25 protein-coding genes, 1 tRNA gene and 1 pseudogene are annotated in these 23,148 nt (G+C 65.7%); 12 read left to right on the forward strand and 15 right to left on the reverse strand.

The features are described from left to right. Positions 1-78 precede the first annotated feature (78 nt). From ACFOMH_RS08250 to ACFOMH_RS08265, 4 genes are all read right to left on the reverse strand, one after another. Positions 79-357: a metal/formaldehyde-sensitive transcriptional repressor gene (locus tag ACFOMH_RS08250; protein WP_374425000.1), complete on the reverse strand. Its 279-nt coding sequence runs from the start codon at positions 355-357 to the stop codon at positions 79-81. A gap of 204 nt (positions 358-561) precedes the next feature. Further along, positions 562-1,053 carry a hypothetical protein gene (locus tag ACFOMH_RS08255; protein WP_377743836.1) on the reverse strand — a complete coding sequence of 164 codons (492 nt, stop codon included), beginning with the start codon at positions 1,051-1,053 and terminating at the stop codon, positions 562-564. Further along, positions 1,050-1,448, reverse strand: coding sequence for a hypothetical protein (locus ACFOMH_RS08260; RefSeq protein WP_374425004.1), 399 nt, complete (start codon positions 1,446-1,448; stop codon positions 1,050-1,052). The genes ACFOMH_RS08255 and ACFOMH_RS08260 overlap by 4 nt, the downstream gene beginning before the upstream one ends. Then, positions 1,429-3,396, reverse strand: coding sequence for a hypothetical protein (locus ACFOMH_RS08265; RefSeq protein WP_377743837.1), 1,968 nt, complete (start codon positions 3,394-3,396; stop codon positions 1,429-1,431). The genes ACFOMH_RS08260 and ACFOMH_RS08265 overlap by 20 nt, the downstream gene beginning before the upstream one ends. Here ACFOMH_RS08265 and ACFOMH_RS08270 point away from each other — a divergent pair. After that, positions 3,395-4,576 (forward strand): hypothetical protein, encoded by a 1,182-nt coding sequence (locus tag ACFOMH_RS08270; RefSeq protein ID WP_377743839.1) that lies wholly within the window; start codon positions 3,395-3,397, stop codon positions 4,574-4,576. The genes ACFOMH_RS08265 and ACFOMH_RS08270 overlap by 2 nt on opposite strands. A 31-nt stretch (positions 4,577-4,607) precedes the next feature. On the opposite strand, the gene ACFOMH_RS08275 is transcribed toward ACFOMH_RS08270, so the two are convergent. The 4 genes from ACFOMH_RS08275 to dapF all read right to left on the reverse strand — a co-directional run bounded on the left by ACFOMH_RS08275 (position 4,608) and on the right by dapF (position 7,729). Then, a complete protein-coding gene (locus ACFOMH_RS08275) occupies positions 4,608-4,952 on the reverse strand; it encodes a hypothetical protein (protein ID WP_377743840.1) in 345 nt (114 codons plus the stop codon). 111 nt (positions 4,953-5,063) lie between these two features. Further along, a complete protein-coding gene (locus ACFOMH_RS08280) occupies positions 5,064-5,528 on the reverse strand; it encodes a nuclear transport factor 2 family protein (protein WP_374425013.1) in 465 nt (154 codons plus the stop codon). Between the two features lie 99 nt (positions 5,529-5,627). Further along, complete coding sequence (gene mtaB, locus ACFOMH_RS08285; protein ID WP_377743842.1) at positions 5,628-6,905, reverse strand: tRNA (N(6)-L-threonylcarbamoyladenosine(37)-C(2))-methylthiotransferase MtaB; 1,278 nt, start codon at positions 6,903-6,905, stop codon at positions 5,628-5,630. Beyond that, positions 6,902-7,729 (reverse strand): diaminopimelate epimerase, encoded by an 828-nt coding sequence (gene dapF / locus ACFOMH_RS08290; RefSeq protein ID WP_377743844.1) that lies wholly within the window; start codon positions 7,727-7,729, stop codon positions 6,902-6,904. Before dapF ends, mtaB begins: the two co-directional genes overlap by 4 nt. A 98-nt stretch (positions 7,730-7,827) precedes the next feature. Between dapF and ACFOMH_RS08295 the strand changes: the two genes are divergently transcribed. Next, a tRNA-Lys gene (locus ACFOMH_RS08295) sits at positions 7,828-7,903 on the forward strand. Between the two features lie 92 nt (positions 7,904-7,995). Here the strand turns inward: ACFOMH_RS08295 and ACFOMH_RS08300 are convergent. Continuing rightward, a complete protein-coding gene (locus tag ACFOMH_RS08300; protein WP_374425019.1) occupies positions 7,996-8,310 on the reverse strand; it encodes a hypothetical protein in 315 nt (104 codons plus the stop codon). Next, positions 8,307-8,510 (reverse strand): hypothetical protein, encoded by a 204-nt coding sequence (locus tag ACFOMH_RS08305; protein ID WP_374425021.1) that lies wholly within the window; start codon positions 8,508-8,510, stop codon positions 8,307-8,309. The genes ACFOMH_RS08300 and ACFOMH_RS08305 overlap by 4 nt, the downstream gene beginning before the upstream one ends. A gap of 102 nt (positions 8,511-8,612) precedes the next feature. Here ACFOMH_RS08305 and ACFOMH_RS08310 point away from each other — a divergent pair. The 5 genes and pseudogenes from ACFOMH_RS08310 to ACFOMH_RS08330 form a co-directional block, all read left to right on the forward strand. Continuing rightward, positions 8,613-9,278, forward strand: a pseudogene (locus tag ACFOMH_RS08310) (histone deacetylase family protein); the annotation flags it as partial. A gap of 14 nt (positions 9,279-9,292) precedes the next feature. Then, positions 9,293-9,511 (forward strand): exodeoxyribonuclease VII small subunit, encoded by a 219-nt coding sequence (locus tag ACFOMH_RS08315; RefSeq protein ID WP_374425103.1) that lies wholly within the window; start codon positions 9,293-9,295, stop codon positions 9,509-9,511. Next, positions 9,511-10,374, forward strand: coding sequence for a polyprenyl synthetase family protein (locus ACFOMH_RS08320; RefSeq protein ID WP_377743847.1), 864 nt, complete (start codon positions 9,511-9,513; stop codon positions 10,372-10,374). Before ACFOMH_RS08315 ends, ACFOMH_RS08320 begins: the two co-directional genes overlap by 1 nt. A 25-nt stretch (positions 10,375-10,399) precedes the next feature. Next, complete coding sequence (gene dxs, locus ACFOMH_RS08325; protein ID WP_377743849.1) at positions 10,400-12,331, forward strand: 1-deoxy-D-xylulose-5-phosphate synthase; 1,932 nt, start codon at positions 10,400-10,402, stop codon at positions 12,329-12,331. A gap of 54 nt (positions 12,332-12,385) precedes the next feature. Then, entirely contained in the window at positions 12,386-13,006 is a 621-nt protein-coding gene (locus tag ACFOMH_RS08330; protein ID WP_377743850.1) for a COG3650 family protein, read from the forward strand. Here ACFOMH_RS08330 and ACFOMH_RS08335 read toward each other — a convergent pair. Both ACFOMH_RS08335 and ACFOMH_RS08340 read right to left on the reverse strand, forming a co-directional pair. Further along, positions 13,003-13,863 (reverse strand): SDR family oxidoreductase, encoded by an 861-nt coding sequence (locus tag ACFOMH_RS08335; RefSeq protein ID WP_377743852.1) that lies wholly within the window; start codon positions 13,861-13,863, stop codon positions 13,003-13,005. The genes ACFOMH_RS08330 and ACFOMH_RS08335 overlap by 4 nt on opposite strands. Then, positions 13,860-14,846 (reverse strand): LLM class flavin-dependent oxidoreductase, encoded by a 987-nt coding sequence (locus tag ACFOMH_RS08340; RefSeq protein WP_377743853.1) that lies wholly within the window; start codon positions 14,844-14,846, stop codon positions 13,860-13,862. Before ACFOMH_RS08340 ends, ACFOMH_RS08335 begins: the two co-directional genes overlap by 4 nt. Positions 14,847-14,941: 95 nt before the next feature. Between ACFOMH_RS08340 and ACFOMH_RS08345 the strand changes: the two genes are divergently transcribed. Both ACFOMH_RS08345 and ACFOMH_RS08350 read left to right on the forward strand, forming a co-directional pair. Beyond that, positions 14,942-16,423, forward strand: coding sequence for an AMP nucleosidase (locus ACFOMH_RS08345; RefSeq protein WP_374425032.1), 1,482 nt, complete (start codon positions 14,942-14,944; stop codon positions 16,421-16,423). A 151-nt stretch (positions 16,424-16,574) separates the two neighbouring features. Further along, positions 16,575-16,874, forward strand: a complete 300-nt coding sequence (locus ACFOMH_RS08350) for an HU family DNA-binding protein (RefSeq protein ID WP_374425034.1) — start codon at positions 16,575-16,577, stop codon at positions 16,872-16,874. Between the two features lie 173 nt (positions 16,875-17,047). On the opposite strand, the gene ACFOMH_RS08355 is transcribed toward ACFOMH_RS08350, so the two are convergent. Next, a complete protein-coding gene (locus ACFOMH_RS08355; protein ID WP_374425036.1) occupies positions 17,048-18,673 on the reverse strand; it encodes a Na/Pi cotransporter family protein in 1,626 nt (541 codons plus the stop codon). 274 nt (positions 18,674-18,947) lie between these two features. Here ACFOMH_RS08355 and ACFOMH_RS08360 point away from each other — a divergent pair, with 274 nt between their 5' ends. Continuing rightward, positions 18,948-19,868 (forward strand): DMT family transporter, encoded by a 921-nt coding sequence (locus ACFOMH_RS08360; RefSeq protein WP_377743855.1) that lies wholly within the window; start codon positions 18,948-18,950, stop codon positions 19,866-19,868. Here ACFOMH_RS08360 and ACFOMH_RS08365 read toward each other — a convergent pair. Beyond that, positions 19,823-20,416, reverse strand: coding sequence for a glutathione S-transferase family protein (locus ACFOMH_RS08365; RefSeq protein WP_377743857.1), 594 nt, complete (start codon positions 20,414-20,416; stop codon positions 19,823-19,825). The genes ACFOMH_RS08360 and ACFOMH_RS08365 overlap by 46 nt on opposite strands. A gap of 60 nt (positions 20,417-20,476) precedes the next feature. Here ACFOMH_RS08365 and ACFOMH_RS08370 point away from each other — a divergent pair, with 60 nt between their 5' ends. Further along, positions 20,477-21,178: a helix-turn-helix transcriptional regulator gene (locus ACFOMH_RS08370; protein WP_377743858.1), complete on the forward strand. Its 702-nt coding sequence runs from the start codon at positions 20,477-20,479 to the stop codon at positions 21,176-21,178. On the opposite strand, the gene ACFOMH_RS08375 is transcribed toward ACFOMH_RS08370, so the two are convergent. Further along, a complete protein-coding gene (locus ACFOMH_RS08375; protein WP_377743860.1) occupies positions 21,156-22,559 on the reverse strand; it encodes an aminotransferase class V-fold PLP-dependent enzyme in 1,404 nt (467 codons plus the stop codon). The genes ACFOMH_RS08370 and ACFOMH_RS08375 overlap by 23 nt on opposite strands. Positions 22,560-22,650: 91 nt before the next feature. Here ACFOMH_RS08375 and ACFOMH_RS08380 point away from each other — a divergent pair, with 91 nt between their 5' ends. Continuing rightward, positions 22,651-23,124, forward strand: a complete 474-nt coding sequence (locus ACFOMH_RS08380) for an Lrp/AsnC family transcriptional regulator (RefSeq protein WP_374425046.1) — start codon at positions 22,651-22,653, stop codon at positions 23,122-23,124. The last annotated feature ends 24 nt before the right edge of the window (positions 23,125-23,148 follow it).

Below are 23,148 nucleotides of genomic sequence, written 5' to 3' on the forward strand. Positions count from 1 at the left end.
AAGGGCCCGGATTTCACAGAGTGAAATGGGAAAAGCTGGTGCTGCCCCCGCACCTTTTCGGCACAGGCAGGCCAGACGTCATTTGAAATAGGTGCGCAGGATATTCATCGTTTCGTCGATATCGCGGGCGCTTTCATCGGGCGAATGCTGCCGGTCGCGGCCATAGGTGTCGCGCAGATAGCTTTCCATCACCTGCGCCATCAGCCCATTGGTGGCCCCGCGCATCGCGACGATCTGTTGAAGCAGCCCGGCGCAGCCGGTGCCGGCCTCGATCGCCCGTTCCAGCGCCTCTGCCTGTCCCCTGATCCGGCGCAGGCGCGTGATCGCACGCTTCTTTTCCTCTGGTGACTGAAGCATCTGTCGTTCCCTGCCTGACCTTCGCGGCAGAGTATAGCAAATCCCGGCGCCAAGCCCACTCGTCGATGCCGGCCCCCTTGCGCGTTTGGCAGGGGCGCCCTGCGAAGGAAGCGCACCGTAATGTTGCGGCGCGCCAGCTTCCGGACGAGAAATTTTTCGCGGGGGCCTGTTAGGGGTGCCGTATTGCGGCGCGATCCTGACAGGTCACGTCACGCATAGTCGCCGGTCATCCAGGCTTGCAGCCGCAGCCGCTCGACCACATCTAACGGCGCCGCATAGACCAGGCCGAGATGGATCGTGTGGCCTGACGCGGCCGGTGATATCCTCGCTGTGATCGGCCAGGAGCTCCTGCATGCCGCCCGTGGCTTGCTTGAAGATGGCCTTCGCCTCGCTATGCGCGGCCTCGACGTCCTTCAGGATCAGGTCGGGATCCTCGCTCGCGGCGCGGGTGTAACGGGCCTGATTGCGCTGCATGGTCATCAGCTGACGCACGGTGACGTGCCGGCGCTTTGCGGTGGCATACTTCATCCGCTCGACCAGATCGTCGGCGGCCTGCTGGCGCGCATCGGCGGCTGACATGCCGCGGGCCTCATAGCGTTTCGCCAGATCTTCCCAATCGGCGCGCGCCAGTTTGGCGCGTTCCGGGTCCAGCTCGCCGGCGGCGACCGCCGCTTGCAGGCAATCGCCAAAGTTCATTTCGGGGATCCTTTCAGGTTGCAGCTGGTAAGACCGCGCATCCGAGCATCGTCCCGATCCATGTCATCAAGCAGGTCGGACAGGCTGGCTTCGCGCGCATCGTCGCCATCGCCCATGCGCAACGTCAGGTCGGGATCCTCGGCCAGCATGGCGCGGGCATGGGCGATGGCCTCGGCGATTTCCGCCTCTTCGGGCAGCGCGACATTCTCTTGAAAATCCGGGCCGTGCAGGCTATCTTCAGGGTGCAGCGGTGCGGATGGGGACGAGCCATCCGGCAATCCGTCGGTGCTCCCCGTACTACCACCAGCGATCCGCTGCTTTGATTTTTCCGTCCGCGCCTCGTAACCGGTCAGCAGCCAGGTCTTGCGGGTTCCGTCAATGTCTTTCCTGACCACGAAAATTTCCTGACCATTGGTCAGACGAATACGGTTCGGCCCGTCCTGCAAGACGGTGGTTGCCGCAGCCAGCCGCTTTTGCAGATCGGGCACGACCTCGGGGTGGCGCCGTTCGATCTTGGCGAGGCCATGGCCGTCGCGTGGTCCGGTGCCCGCGTCCCCCCAGACCAGATCTACCGAGCCGATATCTGGATGATGCAAGGCACCGATCGCATCGCCCGATTGCAGCCGGCGCAGCTCGGCGATGGCTTCCTCGGGCTTGCCTTCGAACTGCCGCAAGACCGGGCCGAACGGCCCGGTTTCGGGCGGATCGCGCAGTTCTCGCCGTTCCGTGTCTGTTGCGCGCGTCAGGCCGGCGCTCTGGGCGCCATCTGCGGTATCCGCGCCATTCCAAGGCCCGGATTTCGACCTGGCTGTCAGAAACCCCTTGTGCGCGCTCTGTGACAGCCTCGGCCCTCGTGGGCATGGGTGCGCGGGCGTCTTGTGCCTTGACTGCCTCACGCAGGGCCGTGGTCGGGGTCAGCCGCGCATCACCCGCGAACAGATCGCCGATATCGGCGCGGCCGGCGATTTCGGCCTCGGACATGTAGCGCGTCAGAATCTCGGCCAAGGCGTCGGGGCCGCGGGCGCGCTCGCCCCTGTAGAACACGCCAATGATGGCATCGGTCAGGTCGTCGTCGCGCGCGGCGAACATATCGCTCTGCGCGAGCTTATCGCGCAGCACACCGATAACGCTCTGCCCTTCGCGCGGCTCGATCCGCGCGCGCGCGATCATCCGCACGGCATCCATCAGCTGATCGGTGATGTCGAATTCCGGCCGGATATAGCCGGCCTCGACGGCGGCGCGGAACGCGGCCCAGTCCGGCGCCAGATCCTCAAGCATGCGCAGCAGGTTTTCGACGGCCGGGCTTTCGGTCTCGGCCAGCAAGTTCAACAGGTCCCGGGCGTCGAATGCACGGGCAAACAGCGCCTGACGCAGCTGGCGCAGCCCGTCGATGTTCAGCCGGCCGTCGGCGGTCATCAGCGCGGCCCGCTCGGCCTGCGGCATCGCCGCAAAGACACGACGCACGAAATCGGTATTGTCGGGGCTGTTCAGCCCGCGTCCCGGGCGATAGCCGTCGAATGCGTTCTGGGTCAGGTAATCCGCGTCAACGCCTGCCTGTTCTGTTGCGCTCATCCGCCCGATGGATGACGTGTTGCTTTCGCGAACGAAGCGGCGGCGGCCCTCGATGTCCAAATCGGTGATGCGTTCCGCGACCAGTGCCGGGCGGTTGACCCCATCCGGGACCTCGAAACCCGCATCCTCGATCGCACGAATATAGGCCTGATATCGTTCGGGGTGTTCCTCGGCGGCGCGGTTCAAGGCAGCGATGCGGCCGTTGCCGCTTTCCACCATCATGTCCGCGCCGATGATCGGGGCGCCGCCGGTGCTTTCCGGTGATGGCATCAGGCGGTTTGGGTCCAGATTTCGGGCAATGCCGGCGATCTGTTCGTCGCTTGCCGCGCGCGTGCGGTCCCGGGGTTGCAGATCGCCGCTGGCGCGATGCAGCTCGGACAGGTCCACGACGCGATAACGCACGTCCACCGACATGCCGGCGGGCGTGGACACCTCGCTGAACCAGTCGGCGCGGCGCGGGGCCGGGTATTCCGTCCCGCCCGCCGCCGTGGCCGGGGTGTCTGCGACGCCGCCGCCCTTGCCGCCGTTGGTCTTGCGCACTGTCCAGGCGCGAAAATCGTCGACCCGCATGCTGCGCAGGAACGGGTTCGCCTGGATCACTGCGGGGGAAAGCAGATCGGTGACTGGCGTATTTCCCGCAGCACGCAGCACGCAGCACGCGGCGCGCATCGCCAGCGCCCAGGAAATGCGCAGCATATGCGCGCTGCGCTGGATCACGATGCCGTAGTCGAGGCGGCAAAAACCTGGGCCATAATCGAATAGGTTGACCATGAAATCCGACCGCCTCATCCCCGATCCGCCGGCGGGCCTGCGCGAACGCCGGCGCGCGGACGGCACCACCCGCATCTGGTGGGAACCCTCGGCTGCGGCGCGGGCCCTGGGCTTTGCGGCGGTCGAACTGGACGAAACCCGCCTGACCTGGTCGCGCCGTCAGGCGGACAGGCTGAACGCCGAACTGGATCGTGCGCAGCGCGCCGGCCGCCGCGAAACGCCGCGCGGATCCAGCCGCACCATCGAGGCCCTGATCGAGGATTTTCCCCGGTCCGTTAGCTGGACCGACGACATCACCGAAAAGACCCGGCAAAGCTATAACGCCCTGTTCCGCCAGATCATCGAGAAATGGGGCAACCATCAGGTGCGCGAATTCACCAAGCCGGTGATGCACGCCTGGTATCAGACCCTCTATCGGATCAAGGGCGAACACATGTCGGTCGCGCTATTGCGCGCCATGTCGCGGGTCATGAGCCACGCCGAACTGATTGGTTGGCGCCCCGAAGGGTCAAATCCCTGCTTTCCGCTCAAGATGAAAACGCCCAAGGGCCGCGCCCGCGCCGCCACCTGGCCCGAGATCGATGCCCTCATTGCCGCCGCAGATCGCATCGGCCAGCCCTCGATCGGCACGGCCGTCATGCTATCGCTGTTCCAGGGACAGCGGGAAACTGATGTCTACATGGCGACCTGCGGCGCGTTTCAGGACCGCATCACCCGCGCTGGCGGGCAAAGCCGCGCCCGGGTGCAATGGGCTTTCACGCGATCCAAGCGCCGCAACGCCGGCGCCATGTGGCTGCATGATGAGGTCGCGCCGCGTGTCCGCGCGCTGATCAAGGGCGCGCCGGCCGACCGCCGGCTGCTGCGCGACGAAAAGACCGGCGGTGACTATACCGAGGAACTGTTCATCCGCCGCTGGGTCGCCGTGCGCGATGCGGCCGTGCAGGCCGACCGGGCCGGCCGGTTGCGCGGGCTGGCCGGGCTGCAATTCCGCGACCTGCGCCGGACCTTCGGGATCCTGTCCCGCTCGGGCGGATCGACCAAGGACGATACCGGCGATGTGCTGGGCAACAGCTCGGCCGTCAATCCGCAGCTGGCCGAGGTCTATATGCCCTCGCAACTCGACACCGCCAGCCGGGCCGTCGATGCGATCCAAAGACCTGGAAGGAAAGGCAGATCATGACAGAAGCAGAAAAGGCCGCATTTAATCTTGGCTATGTAATTACCTGCTGCAACATCGAAAATCTGCACAATGTTGCCTGCATTGCGTCAGATGTACTTTCCGAAGCCGGCATCAGCATCCGGCTGTCTGGCGACAGGGCGGTATCGGCATCGAGCATCGACCAGCCCCGATCCGGCGTCCTGCGTTCCAGCGCCGCCAGATATTCGGGGGCATGACCGCGCAGGATATCCGCATCATCGGCCGCAGGTGCCGCGCGCCGGTCAACTTCCAGCCCATCGAGCGCGGTCAGAACCGCGTCCAGCCGCGCCACCTGTTCGGGATGGCCGGGCGGTGTGGCATGCAGATGCCCCGAGGGATGGGTATAAAGCAGCGTCATCGCCGCGCCATTATGCGACGCAGGCGCCGAACGGCAAGCGTTTCGGGCGACCGTTCGGGGACCGGCGGGCAAGCCCTGCCCGCCGGGATCGTGCATCAGGCGCAGGCGCGCTTAGAACATGGTGTTTTCATTGGCCGAGGTTTCGGGCACGGCCTGAATGACGTCCCAATGCTCGACGATCATCCCGTCCTTGACCCGAAAGATGTCGACGATGGCCTCGCCCCGGTCCTGGGGGTTCTGCGTGGAATGGTTGTGCAGCCAGACCAGATCGCCATCGGCGGCCGAACGCACGACGCGGGTGCGGGCCTCGGGGTTGTCCTTGAAGAACTGGGTAAAATAGGAAACGAAGGGTTCCTTGCCGTCGGGCACATGGGGGTTGTGCTGTTTGTATTCCTCGGTCAGCACGGCGGCCCCTTCCGCGACCATGTGCTGATTGAAGACCTTGTCATAGAAATCGACCACGAGCTTGCGGTTGGCCTCTTCCTGGGCGGTGTCGCGGGCCTCTTCGGCCAGGGCGGGCGCGGCAAGCCCCGCTGTCAGGATCGCGGCGGCAAGCAGGGGTTTCAGGGCGTTCATCAATGTCCTCATTGTGTCAGGTGGATGGACAGAAAAGCAGAAAGCCGCATCATGGGGAAATGACATTTCCCACACGTTTTTGTCAGAATTATCTTCGCCTTAGACGGGCCGTCCCGCATCCGCCAGAAGATGCGTGCCATCATGGCCGGTGATGGTCAGATCCATCAGCGTGCCTTCGGGCATGTCATGGGCAAAGGCCACCTCTGTGAAATGCTCGGTCCGGCCCAGACGCGGACCTTCGGTCAGGATGGCGCGGGTCTGGCCGATCTGTGCGTCCAGATGCCGGATCAGCGCCGCGTCCCCCGCCGCCCTGAGCCGCGCGGCGCGGTCCTTGATCGCCGGGCCGGGCACGCGCGGCATCCGTGCCGCCGGCGTGCCCTTGCGCGCCGAATAGGGAAAGACATGCAGGAATGTCAGGCCGCAATCCTCGACCAGCTTCAGGCTGTTTTCGAACATGGCCTCGGTTTCGGTCGGGAACCCGGCGATGATATCGGCGCCAAAGACGATGCCGGGACGCAGCTTGCGCGCCTCTTCGCAAAAGCGGATGGCGTCGTCGCGCAGATGGCGGCGCTTCATCCGTTTCAAAATCATGTCATCGCCCGCCTGAAGGCTGAGATGCAGATGCGGCATCAGACGCGGCTCGCTTGCGATGGCCAGCATCAGGTTCTCATCCGCCTCGATCGAGTCGATCGAGCTGATGCGCAGACGCGGCAGATCCGGCACCAGCCGCAGGATCCGCATCACCAGATCACCCAGCCGCGGCGTGCCCGGAAGATCGGCGCCCCAGCTGGTCAGATCGACCCCGGTCAGCACCACCTCGTTGAAGCCGCGATCGCGCAGGCGCTTGATCTGTTCGACCACCACACCCGCCGGAACGCTGCGCGAATTGCCGCGCCCGAATGGGATGATGCAGAAGGTACAGCGGTGGTCACAGCCATTCTGGACCTGAACATAGGCGCGATGGCGGCCGAAACCGTCGATCAGGTGGCCGGCGGTTTCCTTGACCGACATGATGTCGTCGACCTGAACCTTTTCGGTCACCCCGATCAGATCGGGGGCCTGCATCGCCGCCCATGTCTGCGGCTGCATCTTTTCGTGATTGCCGATCACGCGCGTGACCTCGGCCATGGCGGCAAAGGTTTCCGGCTCGGTCTGGGCCGCGCAGCCGGTGACGATGACCGGCGCGCCGGGGTTTTCGCGGGCAAGGCGGCGAATCTCTTGCCGGGCCTTGCGCACGGCCTCGGCGGTCACCGCGCAGGTGTTCACGATCACCGCGCCCTGCAAGCCGGCGGCATCGGCCATTTCGCGCATCGCCTCGGTCTCATAGGCGTTGAGCCGGCAGCCAAGGGTCGCAAAGACGGGCGGCTTGGCGTTCATCCCCGCCAGACCCCGTCAAAGACATGCGCGGTCGGGCCGGTCATCCAGACGCCATCCTCGCGCCAGTCGATTTCGAGCTGGCCGCCGGGGACATTGACCCGGACGCGCCGCCCGGTCAGCCCGCGCCGCGCCGCCGCGACCACCGCCGCGCATGAGCACGACCCCGAGGCCAGCGTGATCCCCGTGCCCCGTTCCCAGATGCGCAGGATGATTTCATCCGGCGAGACGACCTGCACCACCTCGACATTCGTGCGCTGGGGGTAAAGCGGATGATGCTCATGCGGCGGGCCAAAGCTTGCCAGATCGACCTCGTCCGCGTCGGGCACAAAGAATGTCATATGCGGATTGCCCATGCCCGTCGCCACCGGATCGCCCGCGATGGGCAGATGCAGCGTGTCGATATCATGGGCCAGCGGGATCCCGGCCCAGTCCAAGACCGGCGGCCCCATATTGACGCGGGTCAGGCCATTGCCGGCATCCTCGGCCAGCAGGACCGCGTGATCCGTGGCCAGCCGCAGGGTCCTGGCCCCCGATTCGTCCATCAGAAACCGCGCAACACAGCGCGTGGCATTGCCGCAGGCCGCCGAAAACGAACCGTCGGCGTTGAAAAACACCAGCTTTGCGTCCGTATTCTGTCCCGGAAGAATGACGGCAAGCTGATCGAAACCGACCCCGCGATGACGGTCGGCGATGGCCGCAACCGTCGCGGCATCGGGCAGCGCACCCGACCGGCGCGCGTCAAGGACGACGAAATCATTGCCCAGCCCATGCATCTTCATGAAGGGCAGTCCGGCGTCCTGAACGGGGTTCTGTTGGAGTTCCATAGCGGTCACATAAGGCCGTCGCGCAGATTCTGCCAGAGGCAGTGATTTTTCCGCTTGACCCTGCCGGGCACGGCCTCTAGTTAGCCGCCCTGTGATGTGGGCCCGTAGCTCAGTTGGTAGAGCAACTGACTTTTAATCAGTGGGTCACAGGTTCGAATCCTGTCGGGCTCACCACTGAAATCATGTATTTCAATAACTTACGTTAGAAGCTCGGGCTGGCTGTCCGAGCGTCCGGATCGGACGCGCGTCGGATGTGGCGCGGCCGTTCACGTTTCGGGCTGTCTCGTGACCATGGGCACATGACCATAAAGAACGCCGGCAGTGCGCGAACGCATGCCGGCGGCAGAGATGTCGGTGGCTTTCCCCGATAAGAGCGATAGCGGGAACAGCGGCTTTTCAAATAGCAGCCCGTTGGCCACCAGCTCTTCGCGCGTCCTGATCCGCCATTGGGTTTTGGTCTTGCCAATACAATTCCGGCAGCGGCATCCGGTTTGATGCCAGTGTCGGCGGCAGACGCCGATCTGATTTTCCGCCCAAAGTTCGCGATCACAGCCCGGGTGCGCGCAGATTTTACGAATCATGCTTCGCCCTGATCTTTCGGTGAGAGCCATTCCCGTCCGGTCATTTCGGCCAGGATCTGTTCGGGCGGCTTGCCGACGATCTTCCTGCCCTTGCAGCTCGGGCAACGCTGCCAGCGGTTGTCGGCATCCTTCCACCGACCGCCCCTGCCCTCGCAACGCGGGCATTGGCCGGCGACGTTGCCTTTCAGATAGGGGGTCATGTGGGGACCTTGCGATCTCTAACAAGCGGATCAATGCCGCGAGCAGCGCGAATTTTTCGCAAAGCCTTAGTATCATATTCGCTCAGGTTCATAGCTCTGACCTCGGCGATGGCCGCGCGCCATGCCGTGGGCGGCGTCTGCGCGGCGGTCGATGCGGTGCTTGCGGGCGAGGCCGCGAATGCCTTTGTCGCCATGCGCCCGCCCGGCCATCACGCGGAACGGGCGCGGGCGATGGGATTTTGCATCTTTTCCAGTGTCGCGCTGGGGGCCTTGCGGGCGCTGGACCATCACGGGCTGGGCCGGGTGGCGGTGCTGGATTTCGACGTCCATCACGGCAATGGCACGCAGGACCTTTTGTGGGATGAGCGCCGGGCGATGTTCGTCTCGACCCATCAGGTCCCGCTTTATCCGGGCACGGGCGCGCGGTCCGAACGCGGCGCGCATGGCCAGATCGTGAACGTGCCGCTGGCTTCGGGCGGCACGGGGGCGCAGGCGCGCGAGATCTGGCAGGATATCTGTACGCGGGTGCTGGAATGGCGGCCGCAGCTGATTCTGATATCGGCCGGTTTCGACGCCCATGCCGACGATCCGCTGGCCGGTCTGATGTGGCGCGGGCGTGATTTCGCCGCAATTACCCGCATGATCCGTGACACTGCGACAGCTTGCGCGGCCCCGGTGGTATCGGCGCTGGAAGGCGGCTATGATCTGGCGGCTTTGGGCCGCGCGGCGCGCGCCCATGTCGAAGTTCTGAGGGAGACCGCGGCGTGACCGAGATCAGTAACATGTCCTTCGAAGAGGCGATGAAGGAGCTTGAGGCGACAGTCGGCAAGCTTGAGCATGGCGATGCCACGCTGGAAGAATCCATCGCCCTTTACGAACGTGGCGCGGCCCTGCGGGCGCATTGCGATGCGGTGCTGCGCCGCGCCGAAGAGCGGGTCGAGAAAATCACGCTGGCCGCCAATGGCCAACCCGCCGGCACCACCCCCGTCGAGGGCCTGTGATGCAGGACCGGCTTGAGGACGTAAAGGCGCAGATCCAGACCGCGCTTGATGATGCCATGGCCCATCTGCCCCAGGGTGAGCTGACCGACGCCATGCGCTATGCCTGTATCGGCGGCAAGCGTATCCGCGCGTTTCTGGTGATGGAATCGGCGCGGCTGTTCGGGATCGAGGATGCCGCCGCGCTGCCCGCCGCCGCCGCGGTCGAGGCGCTGCATGCCTATAGCCTGGTCCATGACGATCTGCCGGCGATGGATGATGACGACCTGCGCCGGGGCCTGCCGACCGTGCATGTGCAATGGTCCGAGGCGACAGCGATTCTGGCCGGGGATGCGCTGCAAAGCCTGGCCTTCGGTCTGTTGAGCGACGACCGCATCGGCACGGCCGAGACGCGGATGGCGTTGATCGCGGGCTTTGCCGAGGCGGTCGGCGCGCGCGGCATGGTCTGGGGACAGGCGCTGGATATCGCCGCCGAAACCGCCATCGCGCCGCCCGATCTGGTCGCGATCAAGCGCATGCAGCAGGCCAAGACCGGCGCGCTGATTCAGTTTTCGGCCACCGCCGGTGCGGTGCTGGCCGGTCAGGACCCCGAGCCGCTGGCCGAATATGCCCGCAATCTGGGCCTTGCCTTCCAGATTCAGGACGACATTCTGGACGTCACCGGCAATGAGGCCGAAACCGGCAAGCGCATCGGCAAGGACGACGCCGCCGGCAAGGCGACCTTCGTGTCGCTTTTGGGGCTGGACGGTGCGCAGGAAAAGGCCCGCAAGCTGATCCGCCATGCCGAGGCCGCTCTGGAACCCTATGGTGAAGCCGCAGGAAACTTGCGGCAGCTTGCGCGTTTCGTTATCGAACGCGACGCCTGACAGCCTGCCCGGAAAGGGGCCAGCCATGACCGACGACACATCCGCCGCCCGTCCCGCAACCCCCGTGCTCGACCGGGTGCATCAGCCGGCGGACCTGAAGGATCTGAGCGATCGCGAATTGCGCCAGCTGGCCGATGAGCTGCGCGCCGAAACCATCAGCGCGGTTTCGGTCACCGGCGGCCATCTGGGCGCCGGGCTTGGGGTGGTCGAGCTGACCGTGGCGCTGCACGCGGTCTTTGACACGCCGCGCGACAAGATCATCTGGGATGTCGGCCATCAGTGCTATCCGCACAAGATCCTGACCGGGCGGCGCGACCGCATCCGCACCCTGCGGATGGAGGACGGGCTTTCGGGTTTCACCAAACGCTCGGAAAGCCCCTATGACCCGTTCGGGGCCGGGCATTCCTCGACCTCGATCAGCGCGGCGCTGGGCTTTGCCATGGCGCGCGAGCTGGGCGGCGATCCGGGCGATGCCATCGCGGTGATCGGCGACGGCGCCATGTCCGCCGGCATGGCCTTTGAGGCGCTGAACAATGCGGGCCATCTGGGCAAGCGGCTGTTCGTGGTGCTGAACGACAATGAAATGTCGATCGCGCCGCCGGTCGGTGCGCTGTCCAGCTATCTGACCCGGCTTTATGCCGAGGGGCCGTTTCAGGACCTGAAGGCGGTGGCCAAGGGCGCCGTGGGCTTCCTGCCCCCGACCCTGCAAGAGGGGGCGCGCCGCGCCAAGGAAATGCTCAAGGGCATGACCGTTGGCGGCACGCTGTTCGAAGAGCTGGGCTTTTCCTATGTCGGCCCGGTCGATGGTCACGACCTCGACCAGCTTCTGGCGCTGTTGCGCACGGTCAAGACGCGGGCCACCGGGCCGGTCCTGATCCATGCGGTGACGAAAAAGGGCAAGGGTTATGCCCCCGCCGAACGCGCCGCCGACAAGGGCCATGCGACGGCGAAATTCGACGTGATGACCGGCGCGCAGGCCAAGGCGAAATCGAACGCGCCCAGCTATACCTCGGTATTCGCGCGCGCGCTGGTCGATCAGGCGGCGCGCGACGACAAGATCGTCGCCGTCACCGCCGCGATGCCCGACGGCACCGGTCTCAACCTCTTTGCGGAACGGTTTCCGCGCCGCTGTTTCGACGTGGGCATCGCCGAACAGCATGCCGTGACCTTTTCGGCGGGGCTGGCGGCGGGCGGCATGAAGCCGTTCTGCGCGCTTTATTCGACATTCCTGCAACGCGGCTATGACCAGATCGTGCATGATGTCGCGATCCAGCGCCTGCCGGTGCGTTTCGCCATCGACCGCGCCGGGCTGGTCGGCGCGGATGGCGCCACCCATGCCGGCGCCTATGACATCGCCTTTCTCGCGAACCTGCCCGGCATGGTGGTGATGGCCGCCGCCGATGAGGCCGAGCTTGTGCATATGGTCGCGACCGCCGCCGCCCACGACAGCGGCCCCATTGCATTCCGCTATCCGCGCGGCGAAGGCACCGGCGTCGACATGCCCGAACGCGGCACCGTGCTGGAAATCGGTCGCGGCCGCATCGTGGCCGAGGGCGCGCGCGTCGCGATCCTGTCCTTTGGCACCCGCCTGTCCGAGGCCATGCGCGCGCGCGAGGCGCTGGCCGCGCGCGGCATTTCCCCCACCGTGGCGGATGCGCGCTTCGCCAAACCGCTGGACCGCGATCTGATCCTGCGCCTTGCTGCGAGCCATGAGGCGCTGATCACCATCGAAGAGGGCGCGGTCGGCGGTTTCGGCAGCCTTGTCGCGCAGCTTCTGGCCGATGAGGGCGTCTTTGACCGTGGCCTGCGTTTCCGCCAGATGGTGCTGCCCGACACGTTCATCGACCACGCAAGCCCCGAATCCATGTATCGCGCGGCCCGCATGTCCGCCCCCGATATCGAGGCCAAGGTGCTCGAGGTGTTGGGCGTGGCGCAGATCGGGGAAAAGCGGGCGTGAGCGTGGCGAATTTCTTTGATCTGGATTGATGGCCGAAGTTTTGGGGGGGATGGTATGCTGCGATTTGTTCTGACCGGGTTTTTGATGGCCGCGCCGCTGGCCGTTGTGGCGCAAGAGCGGCTGCCGAACCTCTATGACGTGACCGTCGTCGAAACCTGGGACAAGCTGAACGTGCGCGCCGCCCCGGATGGTCAGGCCGAGATCATCGGCACACTCGCCTCGACCGCCAAGGGGGTCGAGCTGGTCGGGCGCGACAGCACCGGCAAATGGGGGCGGGTGAATCTGGACGAAGGTTCGGGCTGGGTGGCGCTGCGGTTTTTGAAACCGCAGGCTTCGGTCTGGAAGCCGGCCTCGCTGCCCCTGTCGCTGAGCTGTGGGGGGACCGAACCCTTCTGGTCGCTGGATACGGTCGAAAACGCGCTGACATTCACCGAGCCGGATCAGCCCGACCGCAAGCTGTCGCTGCGCACCGTCATGGATCGCGGGATCGAGGGTGATCCGATGCGCGGCATGATCGCGGGCGACGACAAGGGCCGGCTGACCGCCGTGATGCAGCCGCGCCAATGCTCGGACGGCATGTCGGATCGCCGCTATGCGCTGACCGTCACCGTTATCCTCGACGGGCAGGACATGCCGTCGCGGATGCTGACCGGCTGTTGCTCGATCGCGCCCTAGGCGGGCGCGTTCTCGGCCCGCAGCAGGGCGGCCAGCCCGGCGCGATAGTCGGGATAGATCAGCCGCACCCCCAGTTCGCGCTTGATCAGGTCGTTCGAGACGCGCTTGCTTTCGGCATAAAAGCTGCGCGCCATCGGGGTCATGTCGGCAGTGGCGTAATCCTCGGCCGGGGGCAGGGGCAGGCCCAGCAATTCGGCGGCATGTCCGATCACCGCCTCGGGCGGCGCGGGGTCGTCGTCGCAGACATTATAGACCCCGCCCGGACGCGGCGCGTGGATCGAGGCGAGCAGCACCTGCGCGATATCGGCGGCATGGATGCGCGAGAATATCTGCCCGGGCTTGACGATGCGCCGCGCCGTGCCCGCGCGCAGCTTGGCGAACGGGCCGCGACCGGGGCCATAAATCCCCGCCAGCCGAAAGATATGCAGCGGCAGGTCATGGCGCGCGGCCAGGTCCTGCCAGGCCTGTTCGGCGGCCACGCGGTCGCGCCCGCGCCGAGTCGATGGCGCAAGCTCCGACCGCTCGTCCACCCAGCCGCCATCGCGGTCGCCGTAAACCCCGGTCGTCGACAGATAGCCCAGCCAGCGTGGGCGGGCGCGGGCGAAATCGGCGGCGAAATCCGCAAGCGCGGGATCGTGGCCCCCATCCGGCCCGGCCGAGATCAGGATCGCGTCCGCCCCGGCGATCGCCTCGCGCACGCGGTCCTCATCCCCGGGCCATAACAGCGGGGCGGCCCCCGCCGCGCGCAGCCGGTCGGGCGCATCGCGGGTGGTGCCGGTGACCTGCCAACCCTCGGCCCGCAAAAGCGGGGTCAGGAAACCGGCGGTGTAGCCATGGCCAAGGATCAGCGCCTTCATGCCCGCCCCCGCAGGATTTCGGCGGCCATGGCGAACGAGCGCTGCCGCGCCTCTTGGTCGAATATATTGCCGACAAGGATCATCTCATCGGGTCGATAGCGGGCGATCAGCGCGTCGAGTTCCGCCGCGACCGTTTCGGCCGAGCCTACGGCGCTGATGGCAAGTGCGGCATTGACCGTGGGCAGGATGCGCACCGGGATCGCGTCGAGCACGTCATCGAGCGGCGGCGGCAACAGGCCGGGCGTGCCCAGCCGCAGCCGGGCAAAGCTGATCTGTTGGCTGCTGCGCAGGCGCCGGGCCTGATCGTCGGTCTCGGCGGCGATGACATTCACGGCCAGCATGAAACGGGGCTTTTCGCCGAACTCGGTTGGCTGGAACCGTTCGCGGTAAAGCTGCGCCGCCTGATCCAGATCGCCGGGCGCGAAATGGCTGGCAAAGGCATAGGGCAGGCCAAGCGCCGCCGCCAGACTGGCGCCGTAAAGCGACGAACCCAGGATCCAGACCGGCACCTGCGTGCCCTGACCGGGATGCGCGGCGACGGGGCTGCCGGGCTGGCCCGGGCCCAGATAGCGCAGCAACTCGACGACATCATTGGGGAAATCCTCGTTGCGCTGCATCGAGCGGCGCAGCGCATGCATGACCGCGCCATCGCCGCCCGGCGCGCGCCCCAGCCCAAGGTCGATGCGGTCGCCATGGATGGTGGCCAGCGTCCCGAACTGTTCGGCGATCGCCAATGGCGCGTGATTGGGCAGCATGATCCCGCCCGCGCCGACGCGGATCTTGCGCGTATTGCCCGCCACATGATCGATCAGCACCGAGGTCGCGGCGCTGGCGATGCCGGGCATGTTGTGATGTTCGGCCAGCCAGAAACGGTGATAGCCCCAGCCCTCGGCGGCCTGTGCCAGCGCGACGGAATTGGCGATGGCCTGCCGGGCGTCGGAACCTTCGGCCACGACGGCCAGATCAAGGATGGAAAACTGCATGGGTTAGCTCCTTTGACCATCAGATAGGTGGGGCGGCGGCGCCTTGCCACCCCTCGTTCGCGCTGGCACAGTCTTGCGAAACTGGAGAACGCGCCATGACCGAACACCGGACCCTGCCCCTGGAAACCCCCGAACCCGCCGTGCCGGAATATTTCGATGATGCCGCCGCCGCGGTCGAGCGGCTGACCCAGCTATATGACCGCGCGGCCGATTTCCTGCTGCGGCATTTTGTCGAAACGCTGGCCGGGCGCCAGCCCAAGGCGCGCTACCGGGCCTTTTACCCCGAATTGCGGTTCAACATTCCCGATCACACCAAGATGGATTCCCGGCTGTCCTTTGGCCATGTCTCGGTGCCGGGCGTCTATGCCAGCTCGATCACGCGGCCGGATCTGTTTCGCGGCTATCTGACCGAACAGATCGGGCTGGTGATGAAAAACCACGGCGTGCGGGTCAGCGTGGGCGACAGCGACACCCCGATGCCGGTGCATTTCGCGGTCGCCACGCAAAGCGATCTGAACGTCCCGCAAGAGGGGGTGCTGAGCTATTCCCTGCGCGATGTCTTTGACGTGCCGGACCTGAACACGATGAACGACGACATCGTGAACGGCACGGCGGGCGCGAACCCGGATGGCAGTCTGCCGCTTGCGCCCTTTACCGCGCAGCGGGTGGATTATTCGCTGGCGCGGCTGTCGCATTACACCGCGACCTTGCCCGAGCATTTCCAGAACTTTGTCCTGTTCACCAACTATCAGTTCTATGTCGACGAATTCGAGGCCTTTGCCCGCCGCGCCCTTGCGGATCCGAATTCCGGCTATACCGAATTCGTCGCGCCCGGAAATCAGGTGATCGAGCGTGCCGAGGACATCATCGCCACCGGCGCCAAGATGCCGCAAATGCCGGCCTATCACCTGAAACGGCCCGATGGTGATGGCATCACGCTCGTCAATATCGGGGTCGGTCCCTCGAACGCCAAGACCGCGACCGACCATATCGCGGTCCTGCGCCCGCATGCCTGGTTGATGGTCGGCCATTGCGCGGGGCTGCGCAACAGCCAGCGGCTGGGCGATTTCGTGCTGGCCCATGCCTATCTGCGCGAGGATCACGTTCTCGACGACGACCTGCCGGTCTGGGTGCCGATCCCGGCCCTGGCCGAGGTGCAGGTCGCATTGCAGGATGCCGTGGCCGAGGTCACCCAGCTGGACGGCTATGACCTGAAACGCATCATGCGGACGGGCACCGTCGCCACCATCGACAACCGCAACTGGGAGTTGCGCGACCAGTCCGGTCCGGTGCAGCGGCTGTCGCAATCGCGGGCGGTCGCGCTGGATATGGAAAGCGCCACCATCGCGGCCAACGGTTTTCGTTTTCGCGTGCCCTACGGCACCCTGCTTTGCGTGAGCGACAAGCCGCTTCATGGCGAGCTGAAGCTGCCGGGCATGGCCACGGATTTCTATCGCACACAGGTCGCGAACCATCTTTTGATCGGGATTCGTGCGATGGAAAAGCTGCGCGCCACACCCCTGGAACGCATCCATTCGCGCAAGCTGCGGTCGTTCAATGAGACCGCTTTCCTGTGACAAGGCGCTTTTCTGCCATTTTCGCGGCGTCTTGCAGGCGAAAATAAAGGAAAAAGCTTGAACTATGCGCAAAAAGCTTGTGTAGCGACTTTCATGCCGCCAAGGTGGCGTCCGAAAATTTCCCGAACGGGGAACAACGAGGAGACAGACAATGGCTCAGGCCGCTTCGAAACCGATGACCAAAACCCAGCTCGTGGCCACGCTGGCCGAAGAAATGGGCAGCGACAAGAAGACCGCATCGGCCGCGCTGGACGCGCTGTCGGCGATCGTGTCGAAAACCGTCGCTGATGGTGGCGCCGTCACGCTGCCGGGCATCGGCAAAGTCGCTTGCCGCGCGCGTCCCGAGCGTCAGGTTCGCAACCCGCAGACCCAGGAAATGATGACGAAGCCCGCCGACAAGGTGGTCAAGGTCACGATCGCGAAAGCGCTGAAAGACAGCGTCAACGCCTGATCTGATTGTTTTCGGGGACGCGTCGCGCGCCATGCGCTGACGCTTCCCGGATCCGACGCCCTGCTGAGGCCCCGAAGCATTTTGCCGGGGCCTTTTGCGTATCTGGACCCCGGTTTGTCCGACCGTCCGCCGGCCCGTGATCCGCGCGCCCCGACCGTGGCCGGGATGGGCGGTCAAAGGTCCTGCGCCCCTGCCTTGGCCTTAAGGCGGGTATTGGCCAGCTCGCCGCTTTTGTCGAGCACGGCATAGCCGATGGTCGCCAGCTTGCTGTTGATGGATTTCAGCGCCGCCACCAGTTCCAGGTGGCCGTCGCTGGAGGCAAGGCTCAAAAGATTGCCGCTGCGGACGCGGATCAGGTGCTGGCGTTTGCTGTCGGCTTCCAGATTGGTGACATATTGCTTGTGCAGGACCAGATCGCGGGCGGCGGCGGGATCGCCGCTCCAGAAGACGTGGCGGGCCAGCACCATGCCCCGGCGGACCTGATCGGTCAGGGTGGCGATCTCGGCCTCGCCGGCCTCGGTAAAGACGAATTCGCGGCGCTCTGCCTCGCGCCGGATGGCGGCGTACTTGCCGCTGAGAAGGTCGCCCGAGGCCTCGATGCGGATGGCGAAATCCATGATCTGGCGAATGTCCTGCGCGTCCTCTTCGGGCATTTCCGGCAGCCGGGCATAGGTTTCGCGCAACCGCGATAGCGCCCGGTTCAGCCGCGTTTCCAGCGCGTCGATATCGGCAAGATTGCCGGAATGGCCGGTCGCCGTCTCGAACATCTGGATCAGCAATTCCAGCATGCGGTTGACCTGTCCGCGCAGCGCGGCGGCCAGAAAGCGCGGATCCTGTTCGTTTTCGGGCAAAAGGATGCGCTCTTCCTCGGCATCGGTTTCGGTGACGGGGAAAAGCCGCAGGATCGCCGGAAGCGTAGGCGAAAGCAGCATCAGCATCAGGTTGAAACCAAGATGCGCCATCAACAGGGTGCGATAAACCGGCAGCGATGCCAGAAATTCGGCGTCCCAATAGGGCAGAGACAGCGTCGCAAGGCAAAGCGCGCCAAGCGAGACCCGCAAGGCGGCGACGGATTTCGCCACGCTTGCCGCCTCGCCATGATCGGCGCGCAAGAGCCAGACGGGCAAAAGCGCGCTGCCGATATTGCAACCGATGACAAAGCCCAGCCCCCCGATCACGCCCAGATCGCCATGGCTCGCAAAGGCAAGCGCCGTCAGGATCGCGGCCAGGCTGGAATGCATGGCCAGCGCCAGTATCAGGCCCAGGATCGCGGCCGTCACCGGATCGCCGTTCAGATAGGCCAGAACCGTCCCCGCGCCGGCGAATTGTTGCAGCGGGGCCACCGCCTGACGGATCAGCGATAGCGACAGAAACACCAGCCCAAGCCCAAGGATGACGCGCCCGAAATTGCGCCGGTCGGGTTCGCTGGCGTTCAGGTAAAGCCAGCCCCCGATCAGGATCGCAAGCGGCCCGATGGCCCCCACCGGCAGGGTCAGGAACTGCACCGCCAGCGCCGAGCCGAAATCGGCGCCCACCGCCAGCAGCGCCGCCGAAAGCAGCGGGATGGTCCCGCTGCCGGCCAGCCCTGCCGCCATCAGCATGACCACGGTCGCGCCCTGCATCAGAAAGCCAAGCCCCGCCCCCTTGGCCAGAAGCGATGGCGCCGAGGTGTGGCCGCTGAGGTTCTTGCGGATGCGCGGGCTCCACAGCCGTTCGATGCCGATGCGCATGAAGCGCACCGCGAACAGCAACAGCGTCGCGCCGCTCATCAGATGGGCAAGAAAGTTCAGGACGTCCACGCTGTTCCTCGTTCGCCATGGCCGGGCGGCACGGTCGCGCAGCCCTGTCCATGGCATTGATTTTCCGGCGCAAAGAGGCATCGCGTCAAGTCTTGCCGGAAAACAGCCTTTACCAATCCCTAACGCGGCGGCGGGGAATGGGGCGCGTTGGGGCCAATGTGGGGGGCGGGTCCACATATTCCCGGCGCGGGCGCCATGGCTGGCATGCGGTGCGCCCCCTTGCACCTGTCCGCCCATCTGTTAGCCCAAGGGGGGTGGACAGGCGGGGGCGCGCATGGATTTCAAGGCCATTCTGATGGGCTTCGGCTTTGCGCTGATGTGGGCCTCGGCCTTTACCACCACGCGGATGATCGTGACCGCCGCGCCGCCGCTGACGGCGCTGGTGATCCGCTTTGCCCTGTCGGCCGTCGTCGCTGTCGCGCTGGCCCGCGCGATGGGCCAGAGCTGGCGGCTCAGCCGGGCGGAATGGCGCACGGTGATCATATTCGGCCTGTGCCAGAATGCGCTTTATCTGGGCCTGAACTGGATCGCGATGCAGTTCATCGAGGCCTCTGCCGCCGCCATCATCGCCTCGATGATGCCGCTTCTGGTCGCGTTTCTGGGCTGGATCGTCTATGGCGAGCGGCTGCGGCCCATCGCCATTGCGGGGCTGATCGCCGGGGTGATCGGGGTGGCGCTGATCATGGGGGTGCGGCTGCAACATGGACTCAGCATTCCTGGGCTGGTCCTGTGCCTGCTGGCGGTGGTGGCGCTGACCGTTGCGACACTGGCGGCGCGCGGTGCGGGCGGCAGCCGCAACATGATGATGATCGTCGGCCTGCAAATGGCGGTGGGGGCGCTTGCGCTGATCGGGCCGGCGGCGGTGATGGAATGGGGCCGCCCCGTCGAATGGAGCGCGCAGCTTGTCCTGGCATTCGCCTATACGGTGATCGCGCCGGGCATCGCCGCCACATGGCTGTGGTTCTTGCTGGTCAACCGCATCGGCGCGGTGCGGGCGGCGACCTTTCATTTTCTGTCGCCGATCTTTGGCGTGGCCATTGCGGCGGCGCTGCTGGGGGAGCGCTTCGGGATCTCGGACGTGATCGGGGCCTTGATCGTGGCGGCGGGGATCCTGATGGTGCAACTGGCCCGGATCCCCGCGCCCGATACTCAGTCGTCCGAGGCCGCCGCGCGCAGCATGGCCGGGCGCGACTGAACCCGTTTCGTCCAGGCGGCGACGGCGGGCGTGACCGGCATCTGATCGCCAAAGAAGATAAAGGGCGATGCGAGCAGCAGATCGGCGGCGCTGAAGCGGTCGCCCAGAAGCCAGTCCTGATCGCGCAGCACCTCGTCCAGCCGCTGGACGGCGGTGTCGTAATCGCGGAAACTCGCCGTGATCATCGGGTGGCTGATGCCGGCGAATGCAAGCATCGCGACCGGTTCCAGCACGCCATGATACCAGAACAGCCAGCCCAGATACTGGCCCCGCGCCGGGTCGCCGGGCAGGGGCGCCAGACCCGCCTCGGGGAACATGTCGGTCAGATAGGCGATGATGGCGCCGCGTTCGCGAATGTGATCGGCGCCGTTGATCAGATAGGGGACCTTGCCCTCGGGGTGGGGGTTCAGCGGATCGCGGGCGCCGCTGCCATCCATGCGGGGGATGGTGACGCGGCGGATATCCACCTTGTCCGCGATCCCCATTTCGTCCAGCAGGACGAGGATGATCGAGGAACGGCTTTTCGGGCTGTGATATAGGGTCAGCATCTTGGACTCCGGTTTCAATGGGATCACGATGCGCCGAGGCTGCTGACAAAAGGTGACAGCATGGCACGAACCGACCGGTTGATGCGACTGATGGACGCGCTGCGCCGCCTGCCAAAGCCGGTGACCGCCACGCGGCTGGCCGGCGAGACCGGCGTTTCCCCCCGCCAGCTTTATCGCGACATCGCCACCCTGCGCGCGGGGGGCGCGTTGATCGATGGCGAGGCTGGGCTGGGCTATACCCTGACCGAGGACAGCGCCCTGCCGCCGCAAAGCTTTTCACGGCTCGAGATCGAGGCGCTGATGCTGGCCATCTCGTCGCTGCGCAGCATCGGCGACAGCGATCTGACCCGCGCCGGACAAGAGGCCATGGCCCGCATCGTCGCCACCCTGCCCGAATCGCAGGGCCGCCACGCCATGCATGCCAGCATGCGGCTGTTCCGGCCCGTGGCGGACCTGCCCAGCCCGCGGGTCGATATGGCGCTGTTGCGTCAGGCGCTTTGGGACGAGCAAAGCCTGATCATCGACTATCTGGACCTGAAAGACGCGGCCACCACGCGCGAAATCTGGCCGCTGGGCCTGTCTTACGGCGACAATCACATCATGCTGGTGGCGCATTGCCTGTTGCGGGGGGATTTCCGCATCTTTCATGTGCCGCGCATGCTGGCGCTGCGGCGGGGCGGGACCAGTTTCCGCCCGCGCCGCGTGGCCTTGTTGCGCGATTACGTCGCGCAGATGCGCGCTATTCCGCCGCCATCGGGGTAAAGATCGCGGTGGCGCGGTCGCATCGATAACGCGCCAGATGCCGGGGCCCGTGATCCGCCAGATCACAGACGGCATCCAGAATCGCCGCCACCTCGGTCCGGGGCGCCGCCCAGCACAGGTTCAGCCGCACGAAACCCGGCTTTTCGATTTCATCCCCGGCCAGAATGGCCGCGCGCATCTGTTGCGATTGCGCCTGTGACAGGCCCAGCAGGTGGTGGACATAGGGCCCGGCACAGGCACAGCCGCCGCGCGCCTGAACGCCATGCAGGTCCGACAGCATCCGCGTCGCCAGTTGCTGATGGATGAACCCGCCGCGCCCGTCGCGGATGCGAAAGCTGAAAAACGGCAGCCGCGCGGCGATGGGATTGCCCAGCAGCTGAATCATCGGATGCGCGCGCAGCCGTTGCGTTCCCAGCGCCAGCCAATCGGCATTGCGGGCGTCGATTTCGGCCTGTCCGACGGCCGCCTTGGTCAGAAAGACCAGAGCCGCGCGGATATCGCCGATCACATTCGGGGTGCCGCCTTCCTCGCGTGCCTCAAGCGACAGGGAATAGTCGTGGCTGTCGGGCGACACAAAGCGCACGGTGCCGCCGCCGGGCAATGTCGGGCGCGCCACCACCACCGCATCGCGGCGCAGGATCATCACCCCCGAGGCCCCCGGCCCGCCGATGAACTTGTGCGGCGAGGTCACGACCGCATCCATGCCCAGCCCCATATCGATGGGCAGATAGGGCGCCCCCCCGGCATAGTCCCAGACCGCCGCCGCGCCCGCGGCCTTCAGCATGGCGGTCACCCGCGCCACATCGGTCAGCGTGCCGGTGACGTTCGAGGCGGCCGAAAAGCTGCCGATCACGCGGCCGCCCGCCGCATCCAGCGCCGCCTGCAAGGCGTCCAGATCGGGGCCGCCGGCCGGGGCTTCGGGGATCTCGATCACCTCGGCGCCGCTTTCGCGCCAGGGCAGGATGTTGGAATGATGCTCATAAGGGCCGATCAGCACCGTGGCGCCCGGACCGGCGCCCAGCAGATGCACCAGCCGGTTGATCCCCGCCGTGGCCCCCGCGCCGGTAAAGATCACGGCATGTTCCGGCCCCGCCCCCACGCAACCGGCGATGGCGGCGCGGGCGGCGCGGCGCATCCGCGTCATGGTGCCGCCGCAATGGCTGGCCTCGGTATGGCTGTTGGCATACCAGGGCAGGACATGTTCCATCACCCATTCCTCGATCGGGCGCAGCGCCCGGCCCGAGGCGATGTAATCGGCATAAATCATCCGGCGCGGCCCGAACGGCCCCGCGATCACCGCATCGCGGCCGATCAGCCCCCGGTGGACCGCATCCAGGGGATCATCGCCCAACAGGGCCAGATAGCTGTCGAAAGGGGGCATCGCATTCCTCATCATGTTGATGTCATCTTGACCCCGCGATGATGAGAATTCATTCTGAATTTCACATAATATTGCGGGATATGGTTGTCATATGAACGTCAGAAATATCCATATCGATGAAATCGACAACCGGCTTTTGGCATTGCTGCAAGCCGATGCCAGTCTGTCCCAGCGCGATCTGGCCGAGCGTGTCGGCCTGTCGCAGAATGCCTGTTGGCGGCGGCTGCAACGCCTGACCGAGGCGGGCGTGCTGCGCGGCAGCCGGGCGCGGATCGACCCGGCGGCGCTGGGCCTTGAATTGACGGTTTTCATCATGATCCGCACCCGCCACCATGATGACGGCTGGGCGCGCCGCTTTCGCGCCCGGATCGAGGCCTTGCCCCAGATCACCGAGTTTCACCGCATCGGCGGCGAATGGGATTACATGGCCAAGGCGGTGGTCACCGGCATGGCGGGCTATGACACGCTCTATAAGCAGCTGATCGCCGATATGGATCTGGAACGCGTCACCGGCGTCTTTTCGATGGAGACGATATTCGCGGATCGCCCCCTGCGTCCGGCTTGATTTTCACGAAATGTTCCGCATCTT

Origin of the sequence: Paracoccus mangrovi (genome assembly GCF_042648425.1) — a bacterium.
GTDB classification, from domain to species: Bacteria; Pseudomonadota; Alphaproteobacteria; order Rhodobacterales; family Rhodobacteraceae; genus Paracoccus; species Paracoccus mangrovi.